At 62.1% G+C, this 14,422-nt stretch carries 13 protein-coding genes; 9 read left to right on the top strand and 4 right to left on the bottom strand.

The features are described from left to right. Nucleotides 1–121: 121 nt before the first annotated feature. The gene (parC, locus tag GQF02_RS03085; RefSeq protein WP_160794769.1) at nt 122–2,473 is read right to left on the bottom strand and encodes a DNA topoisomerase IV subunit A; all 2,352 of its coding nucleotides are present in this window, start codon (nt 2,471–2,473) and stop codon (nt 122–124) included. Nucleotides 2,474–2,544: 71 nt separating this feature from the next. Between parC and GQF02_RS03080 the strand changes: the two genes are divergently transcribed. Then, nucleotides 2,545–3,003: a GNAT family N-acetyltransferase gene (locus GQF02_RS03080; protein WP_160794767.1), complete on the top strand. Its 459-nt coding sequence runs from the start codon at nt 2,545–2,547 to the stop codon at nt 3,001–3,003. Between the two features lie 87 nt (nt 3,004–3,090). On the opposite strand, the gene GQF02_RS03075 is transcribed toward GQF02_RS03080, so the two are convergent. Then, the gene (locus GQF02_RS03075; protein ID WP_160794765.1) at nt 3,091–3,831 is read right to left on the bottom strand and encodes a BPSS1780 family membrane protein; all 741 of its coding nucleotides are present in this window, start codon (nt 3,829–3,831) and stop codon (nt 3,091–3,093) included. A gap of 186 nt (nt 3,832–4,017) precedes the next feature. Between GQF02_RS03075 and tkt the strand changes: the two genes are divergently transcribed. The 7 genes from tkt (at nt 4,018) to fba (ending at nt 11,661) form a co-directional block, all read left to right on the top strand. Next, nucleotides 4,018–6,006: a transketolase gene (gene tkt / locus GQF02_RS03070; protein WP_160794763.1), complete on the top strand. Its 1,989-nt coding sequence runs from the start codon at nt 4,018–4,020 to the stop codon at nt 6,004–6,006. Nucleotides 6,007–6,079: 73 nt separating this feature from the next. After that, complete coding sequence (gene gap / locus GQF02_RS03065; protein WP_160794761.1) at nt 6,080–7,090, top strand: type I glyceraldehyde-3-phosphate dehydrogenase; 1,011 nt, start codon at nt 6,080–6,082, stop codon at nt 7,088–7,090. A 96-nt stretch (nt 7,091–7,186) separates the two neighbouring features. Next, nucleotides 7,187–7,717: an REP-associated tyrosine transposase gene (locus GQF02_RS03060; RefSeq protein WP_160794759.1), complete on the top strand. Its 531-nt coding sequence runs from the start codon at nt 7,187–7,189 to the stop codon at nt 7,715–7,717. 99 nt (nt 7,718–7,816) lie between these two features. Further along, nucleotides 7,817–8,398, top strand: coding sequence for a hypothetical protein (locus GQF02_RS03055; protein ID WP_160794757.1), 582 nt, complete (start codon nt 7,817–7,819; stop codon nt 8,396–8,398). Nucleotides 8,399–8,576: 178 nt separating this feature from the next. Continuing rightward, a complete protein-coding gene (locus tag GQF02_RS03050; RefSeq protein WP_160794755.1) occupies nt 8,577–9,749 on the top strand; it encodes a phosphoglycerate kinase in 1,173 nt (390 codons plus the stop codon). A 134-nt stretch (nt 9,750–9,883) separates the two neighbouring features. Next, a complete protein-coding gene (locus GQF02_RS03045) occupies nt 9,884–10,507 on the top strand; it encodes a LysE family translocator (protein ID WP_124735487.1) in 624 nt (207 codons plus the stop codon). A gap of 89 nt (nt 10,508–10,596) precedes the next feature. After that, on the top strand, nt 10,597–11,661 hold the full coding sequence (fba, locus tag GQF02_RS03040; protein ID WP_160794753.1) for a class II fructose-bisphosphate aldolase: 1,065 nt from the start codon (nt 10,597–10,599) through the stop codon (nt 11,659–11,661). A 71-nt stretch (nt 11,662–11,732) separates the two neighbouring features. On the opposite strand, the gene GQF02_RS03035 is transcribed toward fba, so the two are convergent. Next, a complete protein-coding gene (locus tag GQF02_RS03035) occupies nt 11,733–12,254 on the bottom strand; it encodes a diheme cytochrome c (protein WP_160794751.1) in 522 nt (173 codons plus the stop codon). 10 nt (nt 12,255–12,264) lie between these two features. After that, nucleotides 12,265–12,669 (bottom strand): DUF1924 domain-containing protein, encoded by a 405-nt coding sequence (locus tag GQF02_RS03030; protein ID WP_124735490.1) that lies wholly within the window; start codon nt 12,667–12,669, stop codon nt 12,265–12,267. Nucleotides 12,670–12,783: 114 nt separating this feature from the next. Here GQF02_RS03030 and GQF02_RS03025 point away from each other — a divergent pair, with 114 nt between their 5' ends. Further along, complete coding sequence (locus GQF02_RS03025) at nt 12,784–14,388, top strand: 2Fe-2S iron-sulfur cluster-binding protein (RefSeq protein ID WP_160794749.1); 1,605 nt, start codon at nt 12,784–12,786, stop codon at nt 14,386–14,388. Nucleotides 14,389–14,422 lie beyond the last annotated feature (34 nt).

The following is a 14,422-nucleotide window of genomic DNA, read 5'->3' as shown; positions in this document are numbered from 1 at the left end:
GGAACCGGGAACCGGGAACCGGGAACCGGGAACCGGGAACCGGCTTCAGCGTGATGAAAAAGCAGGCGCCATGTCAAACGCCGCGAGTCCCTGATCCCGAGTCCCCTATCCCGCTACTGTCTTACAGATCGGTAATCGCGCTCACCTGCCAGCGCTTGGGCATGGCTTTGCCCTTGCGGCCGCGCTTGCCTTCAAACTCGCCCAGGCTCAGCTTCTCGTCGGCCACCTTGCCGCGCACCGAAGTGGTGGCAAGCAAGGCTTTCTCGCCGGCCACTAAGCCCACGGCGGTCAGCGCATCCCCCTCTTCCAGCGCCATCAGCATCAGGCCGCGGCCCTTGGCCAGCTCTTTCAACTCGCTGGCAGGGAAGGCCAGCAGACGGCCCAAGGTGCTGGCGGCAACCAGCTTGCAGCTATCCAGCGCCGCGCCAACCCGTACCGGCGTCAGTACCGTGTCGTGCTCGTCCAGCGTCAGGAAGGCCTTGCCCGCCTTGACCCGGCCGGTCATGTCCGACACCTTGGCCACGAAGCCGTAACCGCCCGAGCTCGCGACCACAAAGCGCGCATCGTCAGGCGCGGCCAGCAATTGCGCCAGCTTGGCACCATCCTGCATATCAAGCAGCGAAGTGACCGGCGCACCGTCACCACGCCCGGTCGGCACCGCCGCCGCATCGATGGTGTAGGCGCGCCCCTTGGTGTCGAGCACCACCACCGGCCACACCGTGCGCGTTTCCACCACGCAGGCCAGACTGTCGCCATCCTTGAACGACAAGGCAGACAAGTCGACATTGTGGCCGACGCGCGCACGCAGCCAGCCCTTTTGCGACAGGATCAGCGTCACCGGCTCGTCGGCAACGGTCTGGTTAAGCACCGCACGCTCGGCAGCCCTGATTTCGGTACGGCGCGCATCGCCATACTTGGCGGCATCCTTGCGGATTTCGTCGGACAGCAGGGCACGGAATGCTTCCGGATCGGCCAGCAGATGGCGCAATGCATCGCGCTCTTCGCGCAACTCGGCCAGTTCCTTTTCCAGCTTGAAGCCTTCGAGGCGGGCCAGCTGACGCAGGCGGATCTCGAGAATATCGTCGGCCTGCAGTTCGGACAGGCCGAAGGCCCGCATCAGATCAGGCTTGGGCTCGTCTGCCTCGCGGATCACGCGTATCACTTCATCGATATGGATAAAGGCGATCATGCGCCCTTCCAGAATGTGGATACGCTGACCGACCTTGTCCAGGCGGTAGTTCAGCCGGCGGGTGACGGTGGTGTGGCGGAAGTCCAGCCACTCGGACAGGATGGCTTTCAGCCCCTTCTGCCCGGGTCGCCCATCCAGCCCTATCATCACCATATTCATCGACACATTGCCTTCAAGACTGGTCTGCACCAGCAAGGTATTGATGAATTCGTCCGGATTCTGCCGGCTGGATTTAGGCTCGAACACCAGCCGCACCGGGCAGGCGCTGTCCGATTCGTCACGTACCCGGTCCAGCATGGACAGCATCAGGCTCTTGAGATTCTGCTGGTCCAGCGACAGCGTCTTCTTGCCCGATTTGACCTTGGGGTTGGTTGCCTCTTCAATTTCGGCCAGAACCTTCTGCGCGCTGGAGCCCGGCGGCAGCTCGGTCACGATCACGCGCCACTGGCCACGCGCCAGCCGCTCGATTTCCCACTTGGCACGCACGCGCACCGAACCGCGCCCGCCTTCATAGGCAGACAGGATATCGGCTTCGGGGGTAATGATCTGGCCACCACCGGGAAAGTCCGGCCCCGGCACATAGGCCATCAGCTCGGAGGTCGTCAGCTCCGGCTTGGCCAATAGCGCCAGCGCGGCGCGCGCCACTTCGGTCAGATTGTGCGGCGGGATCTCGGTCGCCATCCCCACCGCGATGCCGGATGCGCCATTGAGCAGCACCATGGGCAGGCGTGCCGGCAGCAGCGCCGGCTCGTCGAATGCGCCGTCGTAGTTGGGCACGAAGTCGACGGTGCCCATGTCGATCTCGGACAGCAGCAACTCGGAAATCGGCGTCAGCCGCGCCTCGGTGTAACGCATGGCCGCCGCACCGTCGCCATCGCGCGAACCGAAGTTGCCCTGACCGTCGACCAGCGGGTAGCGCAGGGTAAAGTCCTGCGCCATACGCACCATGGCTTCATAGGCCGAGCTGTCGCCGTGCGGGTGATATTTACCCAGAATCTCGCCGACCACGCGCGCCGACTTCACCGGCTTGGCACCGGCTACCAGCCCCATGTCGCGCATGGCGTACAAAATGCGACGCTGTACCGGCTTCTGGCCATCGGCCACCTCCGGCAGCGCACGCCCTTTGACCACGCTCATCGCGTATTCGAGATAGGCACGCTCGGCATAATGATCCAGCGCAATCCAGCCATCGCCTTCCTCTTCCGTCTCCACCACGGGAGCGGGCGGGACAGGCGGCTGGGCAGCGTTCGGGACAGGGGCAAACAGATCGGGTTCGTCGTTCATCTGGCAGGCAGTTCCGCCACAAGGGCGGCCATGATATGTTGGTGAGATTAATACTTGGGGGAGATTGTACTATGGCAACTTCGCTGACGTGGCACTGCCACGGTTTTGACGGCTTTTCCATCCACACCCTGTACGCAGCACTGGCCTTGCGCGACCGGGTATTTGTGGTGGAACAGGACTCCATCTATGGCGATATCGACGGGGTCGACCCGGACTGTCTACACCTGTGCGCCTATGATGGGCAAGGCCGGCTGGCCGCCTATGCCCGCCTGATCGCCCCCGGCGACAAATACGAGGGTGCCAGCGCCATCGGCCGCGTAGTGCTGGAGCCGGCCTTGCGTGGCACAGGCTTGGGTAAAGCGTTGCTGGCCGAAGCGGTACGCCAGTGTGAAAGCCACTGGCCGGACAGTCCGGTCATGCTGTCGGCGCAGGCCGATAAACTGGGCTTCTACCAGACATTCGGCTTCAAAGCGGTGAGCGAGCCCTACGACGATGGCGGCATCCTGCATGTGACCATGCGCCGCGACTAAGCCGGGAGCCGGGAGCCGGGAGCCGGTTTCAGCGTGACGAAAAAACCGGCCCCACACCAAACTCCACGGATCACGAGTCCCTGATCCCTACTCCCCGAACACCGCCTTCCAGCTGGTGTAGCTGGTGACGTACATCACCGGAAACCACAACAGCAGGCCGAGGAAAAAGGGCAGCATGGCCAGGAACAGCATGACAGCCAGCATCAGGCCGCAAATCAGCAGCGCCTTCCAGTTGGACAGGCCGGCCTTGAGGCTGGCGCGGCAGGCGGCAATCGGGGCCAGCCCCTGCATCACCACCAGCGCCGGCGCAAACCAGTAAGCCATGCTGACAATAAACATCGGCACGCCGAACACCAGCAGCATCATCAGCATGGAGGCCGTGCCAGGCGTCTCGCCCTCGGCCGGCATCACCATCAAGCCCATGCCGCCCAACAACAGGGCCAAGGCCACCATGACCATCGCCGCGACCATGCACAGCGCCAGATAAACCAGCGCTACCCCCAAAAGCGGCTTGGGCTGGTCGCGAAAACCGGCAAACAGATCGGACAGCTCCAGCTCGCCGCCGGCTTCGGCTTTTTTCGCCGCCAGAATAAAACCGCCGGCAAAAATGGGCGACAACAGCAAGGGCAAGAGCCCGCCAATCATGGGAATCATGCTGACGCCGATATGGATGACCAGATACACCAGTGCCAGCAGTATCCAGGTCACCGGCTGTTCGCGCACCAGACGGAAGGCGGCGACAATCCACTGCCAGCCTTGGCCGGCGGGCAACAGGCGCGGGCCGGATGGACGCGCAACAGGCGGGGGCGTCATTTCAAAATCGGACATGGCTTGAATTCTCCGGCAAAAATTTTTCTGATATTGCTTAAAGAGTCGGCAGAAAAGATGCTTTCGTCAATGTCTGTCGCCGTGGCTGGTTGCCGCAATGCGACATAACAGCGATAATTTCGCCACTTTTTGATGGATGGATACCCCGTCCATCCCCGTCTTGCTAACTCTCTCGAGGTTTTTCGCATGGTCTCCCGTACCGAGCTCGCCAACGCGATCCGCTTTCTGGCTATGGACGCAGTCGAGAAGGCCAAATCCGGTCACCCCGGTGCCCCTATGGGCATGGCCGACATCGCCGAAGTGCTGTGGCGCGATCATCTGAGCCACAACCCGGCCAATCCGGACTGGGCCGACCGCGACCGCTTTGTGCTGTCCAATGGCCACGGCTCGATGCTGATCTACAGCCTGCTGCATCTGGCCGGCTATGACCTGTCCATCGACGACCTGAAAAACTTCCGCCAGTTGCACAGCAAGACGCCGGGGCATCCGGAATACGGCTACGCACCGGGCGTGGAAACCACCACCGGCCCGCTGGGTCAGGGCATCACCAACGCGGTGGGCATGGCGCTGGCCGAGAAGATGCTGGCTGCCGAATTCAACCGTGATGGCCACACCATCGTAGACCACCACACCTGGACCTTCCTCGGCGACGGCTGCCTGATGGAAGGCATCAGCCACGAAGCCTGCTCTCTGGCCGGTACCTGGGGCCTGGGCAAGCTGATCGCGTTCTGGGACGATAACGGCATCTCCATCGACGGCGACGTCGAAGGCTGGTTTACCGACGACACCCCGGCTCGCTTCGAAGCCTACGGCTGGCAAGTGATCCGCGGTGTGGACGGCCATGATGCAGTCGAGCTGCAAACCGCCATCGAGACCGCCAAGAAAGAAGGCGCGCGTCCGACGCTGATCTGCTGCAAGACCACCATCGGCTTTGGCGCCCCAAACAAGCAAGGCGGCCACGATGTACACGGCGCGCCGCTGGGTGCAGCCGAAATCGCCGCCGCCCGCGAAAACCTCAAGTGGCCGCACGCGCCGTTCGAAATTCCGGCCGATATCTACGCCGCGTGGAACGCACGCGAGGCCGGCGCCAAGCGCGAAGCCGCCTGGAACGAACGCTTTGCCGAATACAGCCGCGCCTACCCCGAGCTGGCAGCCGAATTCACCCGCCGCATGGCAGGCGAGCTGCCGGCACGCTGGGCCGAGCACAAGGCCGCCGCTTTGGCGCGCATCAATGAAGCCGCGCAGACCGTCGCCACGCGCAAGGCCAGCCAGATCGCCATCGAAGCGTTCTCGCCGCTATTCCCCGAGTTTGTCGGCGGCTCGGCCGATTTGACCGGCTCCAACCTGACCAACTGGTCCGGCTCGGAGTGGATCGATAACGAAGGCAACGGCAACTACATCAGCTACGGCGTGCGCGAATTCGGCATGGCCGCCATCATGAACGGCATGACGCTGCACGGCGGCCTGCGTCCGTACGGCGGCACCTTCCTGATGTTCAGCGAATACGCACGCAACGCGCTGCGCATGGCGGCGCTGATGAAGATCAACCCGATCTTCGTGTTCACCCACGACTCGATCGGCCTGGGCGAAGACGGCCCGACCCACCAGCCGGTGGAGCAGACCGCGACCCTGCGCTACATCCCGAACATGGATACCTGGCGTCCGTGCGACACGCTGGAAACCGCCGTGGCCTGGGCCAGCGCAATTGAACAGGACAAGCGTCCGAGCAACCTGATCCTCAGCCGCCAGAACCTGCCTTTCGTCGGCCGCGATGCACAGCAGATCGCCGACGTGGCACGCGGTGGCTATGTGCTGCGCGATGCCGCCGCCCCTAAAGCCATCCTGATCGCCACCGGCTCCGAAGTCGAGCTGGCACTGAAGGCGCAGGAAGCGCTGGCCGCAGAAGGCGTGGCCGTACGCGTAGTGTCGATGCCGTCGACCAATGTATTCGACCGTCAGGACAAGGCTTACCAGGCCAGCGTCTTGCTGTCGGGCGTGCCGCGCGTCGCCATCGAAGCCGGCATCTCCGACTTCTGGCGCAAGTACGTCGGCCTCGAAGGCGACGTGGTCGGCATCGACACCTTCGGCGAGTCGGCGCCCGCGCCGCTGTTGTTCAAGGAATTCGGCTTCACCGTCGACAATGTGGTCGCCAAGACCCGCGCCGTAATCGGCTGACAGACAGGCCACCCCGTCAGGGGTGGCCGTTTTTTTGCATTCCGCTTCCCCCCTATTCTCGGAGAGAAACTCGATGACCATCCGCGTTGCAATCAACGGCTACGGCCGTATCGGCCGTCAGGCCCTGCGTTCCATCTACGAATACAATCTGCGCGGCGATTTCGAGATCGTGGCAGTCAACGCCTCCGGCGATCTGGCGACCAACGCTCACCTGACCTCGTACGACACCGTGCACGGCCGCTTCGCCACGCCGGTTTCGTTTGAAGGCACCAACCTGATCGTCGACGGCGACGTGATCCCGTTCTTCTCCACCCGCAACCCGGCCGAACTGCCATGGAAAGAACTGAACGTCGACCTGGTGCTGGAATGCACCGGCGCGTTCACCTCCAAGGAAAAGTGTCAGGCTCATATCGATGCCGGCGCCAAGAAGGTACTGATCTCGGCCCCGGGCGGTGACGACGTCGATGCGACCGTCGTGTTCGGCGTCAACCACGACGTGCTGCGCGCCGACATGACTGTCGTTTCCAATGCCTCGTGCACCACCAACTGCCTGGCACCGGTGGCCAAGGCGCTGAACGACACCATCGGCCTGAAGAAAGGCCTGATGACCACCATTCACGCCTTCACCAACGATCAGGTGCTGACCGACGTGCGCCACAAGGACCTGCGCCGCGCCCGTTCCGCCACCGAAAACATGATCCCGACCAAGACCGGCGCCGCCAAGGCCGTCGGTCTGGTGCTGCCGGAACTGAAGGGCAAGCTCGACGGCTTCGCCGTGCGCGTGCCGACCATCAACGTATCGCTGGTTGACCTGACCTTCGAAGCCGGCCGCGACACCACGGTCGAAGAAGTAAACGCCATCGTCAAGGAAGCCGCCGACGGCAAGATGAAGGGTGTACTGGGCTACAACACCCTGCCGCTGGTTTCCAGCGACTTCAACCACAGTACCGAAGGCTCGACCTTCGACGCCACCCTGACCAAGGTCACCGGCGGCAATATGGTCAAGGTCCTGGCCTGGTACGACAACGAGTGGGGCTTCTGCCAGCAGATGCTGCGCACCGCCAAGGCGATGTTCAGCTGCTGATCAGCTGAGGGGTAGGGTGGGTTACGCCGCCGCAGGCGGCTAACCCACCCTACCCCGCGCAACGACACAACGACACAACGACACAACGAAATTACCATGCCCGACTACCGCCGCCTGTGGCGGCCCGGCGGCACCTATTTCTTTACCGTGACGCTGCTTGAGCGCCACGACAACCGGCTGCTGGTCGAACATATCGACCTGCTGCGCGCTGCAGTCAGCAAGGTTAAACAGGACTACCCGTTCACCATCCACGCGTGGGTGGTATTGCCCGAGCACCTGCACTGCGTGATCGAGCTGCCCGAAGGCGATGCCGATTTCGCCACGCGCTGGCGGCTGATCAAGTCCAGCTTCAGCCGGGCACTGCCACAAGGCGAAACCCGCTCGGCCTCGCGCCTGAAACATGGCGAGCGTGGCATCTGGCAGCGGCGTTATTGGGAACACCTGATCCGCGACGAAAACGACTTCGTGCGCCATGTGGATTATGTGCATTACAACCCGGTGAAACACGGCTGGGTGGAACGGGTCAGCGATTGGCCGTATTCGACCTTCCACCGCCATGTTACACAGGGTTTTTATCCGGCCGATTGGGGCGATGCCCCGGACGAAGATATTGGCGGGCCGGATTGATGTGTAGGGTGGGTTAGCCGCCTACGGCGGCGTAACCCACCATGTGGTGGTGGCGTTGGAGGGTGTTTGGCGGATTGTTATTGAAATGGAGGAGGGAAAGTGTTAACTGTTTGTTCTATTTTAATTGCCCTGCCGCAGATATTGGCAATTACGGCGGCCGAGGCCCCGCAAGAGAAGACTCGCACTGAAGCTGTTGAATTATTATCTAGGCTGAGTGTTCGCAATGAAAGCTATACCTCCGAAAAAACAAAATGCTTATCTTCTTACAAGAGGGAACATATTGATAAGCTATCTGGTTTCATGGTGAAGTTTACAAAGGACAATGCTGCGGAAATATTTAGCGGCGAGCAGTTTGATCAAAAATATTTGATCAATTACATGGTTAATAACAAAGAATATATTGATTTACTCTCTCGAGATAAAAGTCTGCAAAAAATACTCATAGGTGAGAATGTAGATGCTTTGATTTCAGCGAATCCAGGCTTATCTGGTTGGACATGCTCTGTCTTGGCTATGCCTGATTTGCCAATTAGATTCGCTGAGCCGATTAAAAAATGCACCATTAAATTCGGTGCTATTTTCATGAATGAATTTAATGAAAAAAGCAAAGAAAAAAATTTAACCGTTGAAGATTCTAATGCCTTCTTGAAGAAGTGGGAGCATGTTTTGAATGTCAAATAAAGGTGGTAAACCCGTCATCCACCACGATCTGCCCACGCTAGTGCATGGTGGGTTACGGCCTGCGGCCTAACTCACCCTACAAATGCCACAAATACCGATACACGAGCGGCCATCAGGAAACGGTTTTGCTAAAAACCTGTTCCCCATTTCCGACTCCCCATTCCCCAACGGAGTGACCATGCAATTCAAGAAGCTGACTGAACAGAACCTCGCCGGGCAACGCGTGCTGATCCGCGTCGACATGAACGTGCCGGTGAAAAACGGCGTGATCGGTGACGACACCCGTATCCGCGCCTCCCTGCCGTCCATCCTGCACTGCCTGAAGGCCGGTGCGTCGGTGATCCTGATGACCCACCTCGGCCGTCCGACCGAGGGTGAGCCCAAGGCGGAAGACAGTCTGACACCGGTGGCCAAGCGTCTGTCCGAACTGTTGGCGCAGGAAGTGAAAGTGTTGGCCGACTGGCAGAGCGGCATCGAACTGAAAGCCGGCGATGTGGTGATGCTGGAGAATGTGCGCCTGAACAAGGGTGAAAAGAAGAACAACGAAGAACTGGGCAAGGCTTACGCCAGCCTGTGCGACGTGTTCGTCAACGACGCCTTCGGCACCGCACACCGCGCCGAAGCCTCCACCCATGCGGTAGCCAAGTTCGCGCCCGTCGCCTGTGCCGGCGTGCTGTTGACCGCAGAGCTGCTGGCACTGGGCAAGGCGCTGCAGTCACCGGCCCGTCCGCTGGTGGCGATTGTCGCCGGCTCCAAGGTGTCGACCAAGCTGACCATTCTGGAGTCGCTGGCCGACAAGGTTGACCAGCTGATCGTCGGCGGCGGCATCGCCAATACCTTCCTGCTGGCCGAGGGCAAGAATATCGGCAAATCGCTGGCCGAAGCCGATCTGGTGGGCGAAGCGAAGAAGGTGATCGAGAAGATCCGCGCCCATGGTGGCGAAGTGCCGCTGCCGACCGATGTGGTGTGCGCGCCGGAGTTCTCCGAGAACGCCGAAGACACGCTGAAAAATGTGGCCGACGTCACCCGCGACGATATGATCCTCGACATCGGTCCGGATTCGGCCAAAGAGCTGGCCGAGATCGTAGCCAAGGCCGGCACCGTGGTGTGGAACGGCCCGGTCGGCGTATTCGAGTTCGAGCAGTTCAGCCACGGCACCCGCACCTTGGCCGAGGCGATTGCCGACTCCAAGGCGTTCTCGATCGCCGGCGGCGGCGATACCCTGTCGGCAATTGCCAAGTTCGGCGTGACCGACAAGATCAGCTATATCTCGACCGGCGGCGGCGCCTTCCTCGAGTTCCTCGAAGGCAAGGAACTGCCGGCGGTGGCGATCCTGGCCGAACGCGCCTGACCCTCACCCGGCGCTGACGCGCCACCCTCTCCCGCAAGCGGGAGAGGGCCGGGGTGAGGGTGGGTGAGGGCCGCATGGCCTTGTTAGCGCGTATCGCATAAACTTACGCATTAACTCATACATTAGGCGTAAAAATGCCCCTGGAAACCTGGCTGCTCTATGTAGTGACGGTGTTTTTCGTCTCGGCCACGCCGGGGCCGAATATGCTGCTGGCGCTGAACCACGGCATACGCTACGGCGTGCGCCATACCTTGCCCACGCTGCTGGGCTTGCTGTCGGCGCTGGGGCTGATCATGGCCGGTTCGGCCGCAGGCCTGGGGGCGCTGTTGGCTGCGTCGGAGACGGCATTTGCCGTGGTCAAGTACAGCGGCGCAGCGTATCTGATTTATCTGGGGATCAAGACCTGGCGCGCGCCGCCACAGCCGCTGAGCAGCGACGACACCGTGCCGCACGGTGCGGCATGGCAGCGTTTTTCCACCGGCTTTCTGGTGGCGATGAGCAACCCCAAGGCCTTTGTATTTTTTGCCGCACTCTTCCCGCAGTTTATGGATTCACGCTTGCCGCAAGGCCCGCAACTGGCGATACTCGCGGCGACTTTTTACGTGATCGAGACCAGCTGGCAGTTTGCCTATGCCGGCGGCGGCGCGCGGCTCAGGGTGTGGCTGGACAGCCCCAAGCGGCTTAAATGGATGAACCGCGCAGCCGGCGGTGCTTTTGGCCTGGCCGGCGTGGCACTGACCGCAGTCTCGCGGCACTGATGCAGAACAGGCGGCTCACGGGCGGCCAAAATTGAAGAATCGGATTGGCAGCGGCCATCAGGCCGCTGCCGCAACACACGGAGATAGAGATGGCACTCGTTTCGATGCGACAGCTGCTGGACCATGCGGCAGAATTTTCCTATGGCCTGCCGGCGTTCAACGTCAATAACCTCGAGCAGATGCGCGCGATCATGGAAGCGGCCGACAAGTGCGACGCACCGGTGATCGTGCAGGCTTCGGCCGGTGCCCGCAAATACGCCGGCGCCCCGTTCCTGCGCCATATGATTCTGGCGGCCATCGAAGAATTCCCGCATATCCCGGTGGTGATGCACCAGGATCACGGCACCAGCCCGGACGTATGCCAGCGCTCGATCCAGCTGGGCTTCTCCTCGGTGATGATGGACGGCTCGCTCAAGAGCGACGGCAAGACTCCGGCCGACTACGCCTACAACGCCGATGTGACCCGCACCGTGGTCAACTTCGCCCACGCCTGCGGCGTGTCGGTGGAAGGTGAAATCGGCTGCCTGGGTAGCCTGGAAACCGGCATGGCCGGCGAAGAAGACGGCGTGGGCGCCGAAGGCGTGCTCGATCACAGCCAACTGCTGACCGACCCGGAAGAAGCGGCCCAGTTCGTCAAGGACACCGGCGTGGACGCGCTGGCGATCGCCATCGGCACCAGCCACGGCGCGTACAAGTTCACCAAGAAGCCCACCGGCGACGTGCTGCGCATCGACCGCATCAAGGAAATCCACGCCCGCATCCCCAACACCCATCTGGTGATGCACGGCTCTTCCAGCGTGCCGCAAGAATGGCTGAAGATCATCAATGAATTCGGCGGCGAGATGCCGGAAACCTACGGCGTACCGGTAGAAGAAATCGTCGAAGGCATCAAGTACGGCGTGCGCAAGGTGAATATCGACACCGACCTGCGCCTGGCCTCGACCGGCGCAGTGCGCCGCTTCCTCGCCGAGCACCCGAAGGAATTCGACCCGCGCAAGTTCCTGATCGCATCGACCAACGCCATGCGCGATATCTGTATCGCCCGCTATGAAGCGTTTGGTGCCTGTGGCCAGGCCAGCAAGATCAAGGCGCTCAACCTCGACACCATGGCCGAACGCTATGCCAAGGGTCAGTTGGTACAGATCGTCAAGTAAGCCGGCCGCGTCCACACACAACAACGCCGCGCCCTTCGGGGACGCGGCGTTTTTCATGGCGGCGCCACGACCTAGTTCGGGATTTTCACCCTGTCTTCATCGAAGTCACCCTTCTCCGCGCCGGCATGGCAGGCGACACAGTTGGCTGCGCTGCCCACTGATTTTCGCCGCCACACATCAGCCCTCACTTCATCGTGCTTGCGGATAAACCATGCGGTGGTCGAGATGCGTGGCGGCTCGCCCGCCTTGGCGGATGGCTCCAGCGCCAGGCGGTTGACGCTAGAGGTGGCGGCGAGAAAGTCGCGGATGGCCTGCTCGTCCGCCTTGTCCAGCGTCGCATTACTGCCGTAGTGGTTTTTCAGCGTGTCCATCTGCTGCTTCCATGCTGCCGGCGGCAACAGCCCCGGCGGATAGGCGATATGGCAGCTGCCGCATTCAGCGCGCCAGACCTTGGGCGCAGACAGGGGCACTGACAGCTGCTTGGGACGCTTGTATTTTTTTTCGCCATGGTGCTCGCCGTCGTCATCCGCTACGGCGAAACCGGCACCCAGCGTCAGCAGGAGCAGGGCAAGACCGAGGGCTCTGGCTTTCATCTCCATCCCCTTATTTGACCGTGATGATCCAGCTGACGAAATCGCCCTTTTCCTGCGTCGTGCACTCGCGCTTGAACACATCGTCACAGTTGCGGCGGAACCACTTTTCCACCTTCTTCATATCGGTGAAGCGGTCGGCCTGCGCCGATGGCGCCAGCGCATCAACCTTGCGGAAAGCCGGCGTCTTGCCGGCCTGTTTCGGGTTGGCCGTATGGCAGGTGGTGCAGCTCATGGCCTTGCCGCTAGCCTGCGACTGGCTGTAATACAGCGCCTTGCCGCGCTCGGCAGAAAAGCCGGCAAACTTCGGGTTTTCCTGGCGTACCTGCTGCTCATAACTCTTGAGCAGACCGGCGGGGGTTTCGGCTTGCACCACGCCGGCCAGCAGGCAGGCCAGCACGATCAGCGGATATTTCATCGACTTTCTCCCTTGCGTTCAATGCCTTCAGAATACGCAGCCAAGCTTAAGCACCCATTAAGGGGGTAAACAGTCATGCACTTAATGGTGCGTTAAGCCGCACTGGATAGATTGATGGCATTGAAACGACCGCAGGATTTCGCCATGAACCCCTTCTCGCGCTTCCGCCTCTACCACTGGCTATTGGCCATCGTCTTTGGCGCAGCCTATCTCACCGGTGACGATGCCGAACTGGCCCATGTCTGGCTGGGCTACGGCCTGATCGTGCTGCTGGCCATCCGTCTGCTGCTGGCCATTGCCCGCAGCCGCGGCTTCCCCGCGTTGCTGCCATCCGCCAGCTTGTGGAAAAAACCGGGCAGCGCGCTGGCCGGCAAGGTGCTGACGCTGGGCCTGGTGCTGGGCTTTGTCTCCACTCTGGTCATCGGCGTGACCATGATAGATAACCGCGCAGCCCTGTCCGAAGGGCTCTCCACCGTGATTCCGGCGGCACAAGCCGACGATGACGGCGACTACGATGACGCAGGCGGCAGCGGCGGTCTGCTCAAGGATGCCGACGAGGTGCATGAATGGCTGGCCAACGCCACCCTGGCGCTGGTCGGCCTGCACCTGGGCTGGCTGCTGCTCTACCGCCGCCGTCAGGCCTGGACCATGCTGGGCGGCAAGCCGACGCCGCCCACCGGCCCGCGCTCGCAAGCACCAACTGGCCCCGCGCCCGGCAATCCGGACAGCCATACCCTGCAACTGCGCGTGACCGACATCCGGCGCGAAACCGCCGACGCCGTCAGCATCCGCTTCGAAGTGCCCGAGGCCCTGCGCCCACGCTTCGCCTACCGTGCCGGCCAGTTCCTGACGCTGGCAGTCCCCCTGCCGCAGGGCAAGCAGTGGCGCTGCTATTCCTTCTCCAGCACGCCGGATGCCGCGCAGCCGCGCATCACCGTCAAGCACGTCGCAGGTGGCCAGGTCTCGGGCTGGCTCAATAGCGAACTGAAAACCGGCGACATGCTGGAGGTGATGCCGCCGGCCGGCCGCTTTGTGGTGGAACACGCGGGTGGCGACCTGCTGCTGATCGCCGCCGGCAGCGGCATCACGCCGGTGTTCTCCATTCTGGGCGAGGCTCTGGCCGGCAGCCATGCCCGCATCCGGCTGATCTACGCCAACCGCGACGCGGATTCGGTCATCTTCGCATCCGAGCTTGAGCGCCTGCAGCTGGCCTACCCGGAGCGCCTGTCTGTCCACCATCATCTGGATGCGCGCGACGGTCGTATGGAGAGTGCCGCACTGGCGGGCCTGGCCAGCGGCTGGCAGCAGGCCGAGGCCTTTATCTGCGGCCCCGCCCCCTTTATGCAGGCGGCCGAGGCGGCGCTGCACGGGCTGGGCATGGATGCGGCTCGCATCCATGTCGAGCGTTTCGGCCAGCCGGCAACCGGCAGCGCCGATGGCAAGGCGGCCAGCACCACGCTGCATGTGGAAATGGGTGGGCACGCGCACCGGCTGGAGACCAAACCGGGCGAGCTGCTGCTGGACAGCATGGAGCGCGCCGGACTCAAGCCGGCAAGCGGCTGCCGCGCTGGCGCTTGCGGCGCCTGCAAGTGCAAGGTGACCGAAGGCAGGGTGAAGCTGCGCGACAATCTGGTGCTGTCCGATGCCGAGCTGGCCGAGGGCTGGACGCTGGCCTGCCAGGCCGAACCTGACAGCCGCATGCTGAAGATCCGCCTCTGAGCCGGTGCAATACTGCTAAACCGGTAGGGCAATC

Origin of the sequence: Craterilacuibacter sinensis (assembly GCF_009831765.1) — a bacterium.
GTDB lineage: Bacteria > Pseudomonadota > Gammaproteobacteria > Burkholderiales > Chromobacteriaceae > Craterilacuibacter > Craterilacuibacter sinensis.
This window is presented reverse-complemented; position numbering and strand designations above follow the sequence as displayed.

Bases quoted from the DNA above. Each gene is read 5' to 3' on its own strand.
- GQF02_RS03025 (WP_160794749.1), top strand. From the start codon at position 12,784: ATGGCATTGAAACGACCGCAGGATTTCGCCATGAACCCCTTCTCGCGC.
- GQF02_RS03080 (WP_160794767.1), top strand. From the start codon at position 2,545: ATGGCAACTTCGCTGACGTGGCACTGCCACGGTTTTGACGGCTTTTCC.
- GQF02_RS03045 (WP_124735487.1), top strand. From the start codon at position 9,884: ATGCCCCTGGAAACCTGGCTGCTCTATGTAGTGACGGTGTTTTTCGTC.
- parC (WP_160794769.1), bottom strand. From the start codon at position 2,473: ATGAACGACGAACCCGATCTGTTTGCCCCTGTCCCGAACGCTGCCCAG.
- tkt (WP_160794763.1), top strand. From the start codon at position 4,018: ATGGTCTCCCGTACCGAGCTCGCCAACGCGATCCGCTTTCTGGCTATG.
- fba (WP_160794753.1), top strand. From the start codon at position 10,597: ATGGCACTCGTTTCGATGCGACAGCTGCTGGACCATGCGGCAGAATTT.
- GQF02_RS03035 (WP_160794751.1), bottom strand. From the start codon at position 12,254: ATGAAAGCCAGAGCCCTCGGTCTTGCCCTGCTCCTGCTGACGCTGGGT.
- GQF02_RS03075 (WP_160794765.1), bottom strand. From the start codon at position 3,831: ATGTCCGATTTTGAAATGACGCCCCCGCCTGTTGCGCGTCCATCCGGC.
- GQF02_RS03030 (WP_124735490.1), bottom strand. From the start codon at position 12,669: ATGAAATATCCGCTGATCGTGCTGGCCTGCCTGCTGGCCGGCGTGGTG.
- gap (WP_160794761.1), top strand. From the start codon at position 6,080: ATGACCATCCGCGTTGCAATCAACGGCTACGGCCGTATCGGCCGTCAG.
- GQF02_RS03050 (WP_160794755.1), top strand. From the start codon at position 8,577: ATGCAATTCAAGAAGCTGACTGAACAGAACCTCGCCGGGCAACGCGTG.
- GQF02_RS03060 (WP_160794759.1), top strand. From the start codon at position 7,187: ATGCCCGACTACCGCCGCCTGTGGCGGCCCGGCGGCACCTATTTCTTT.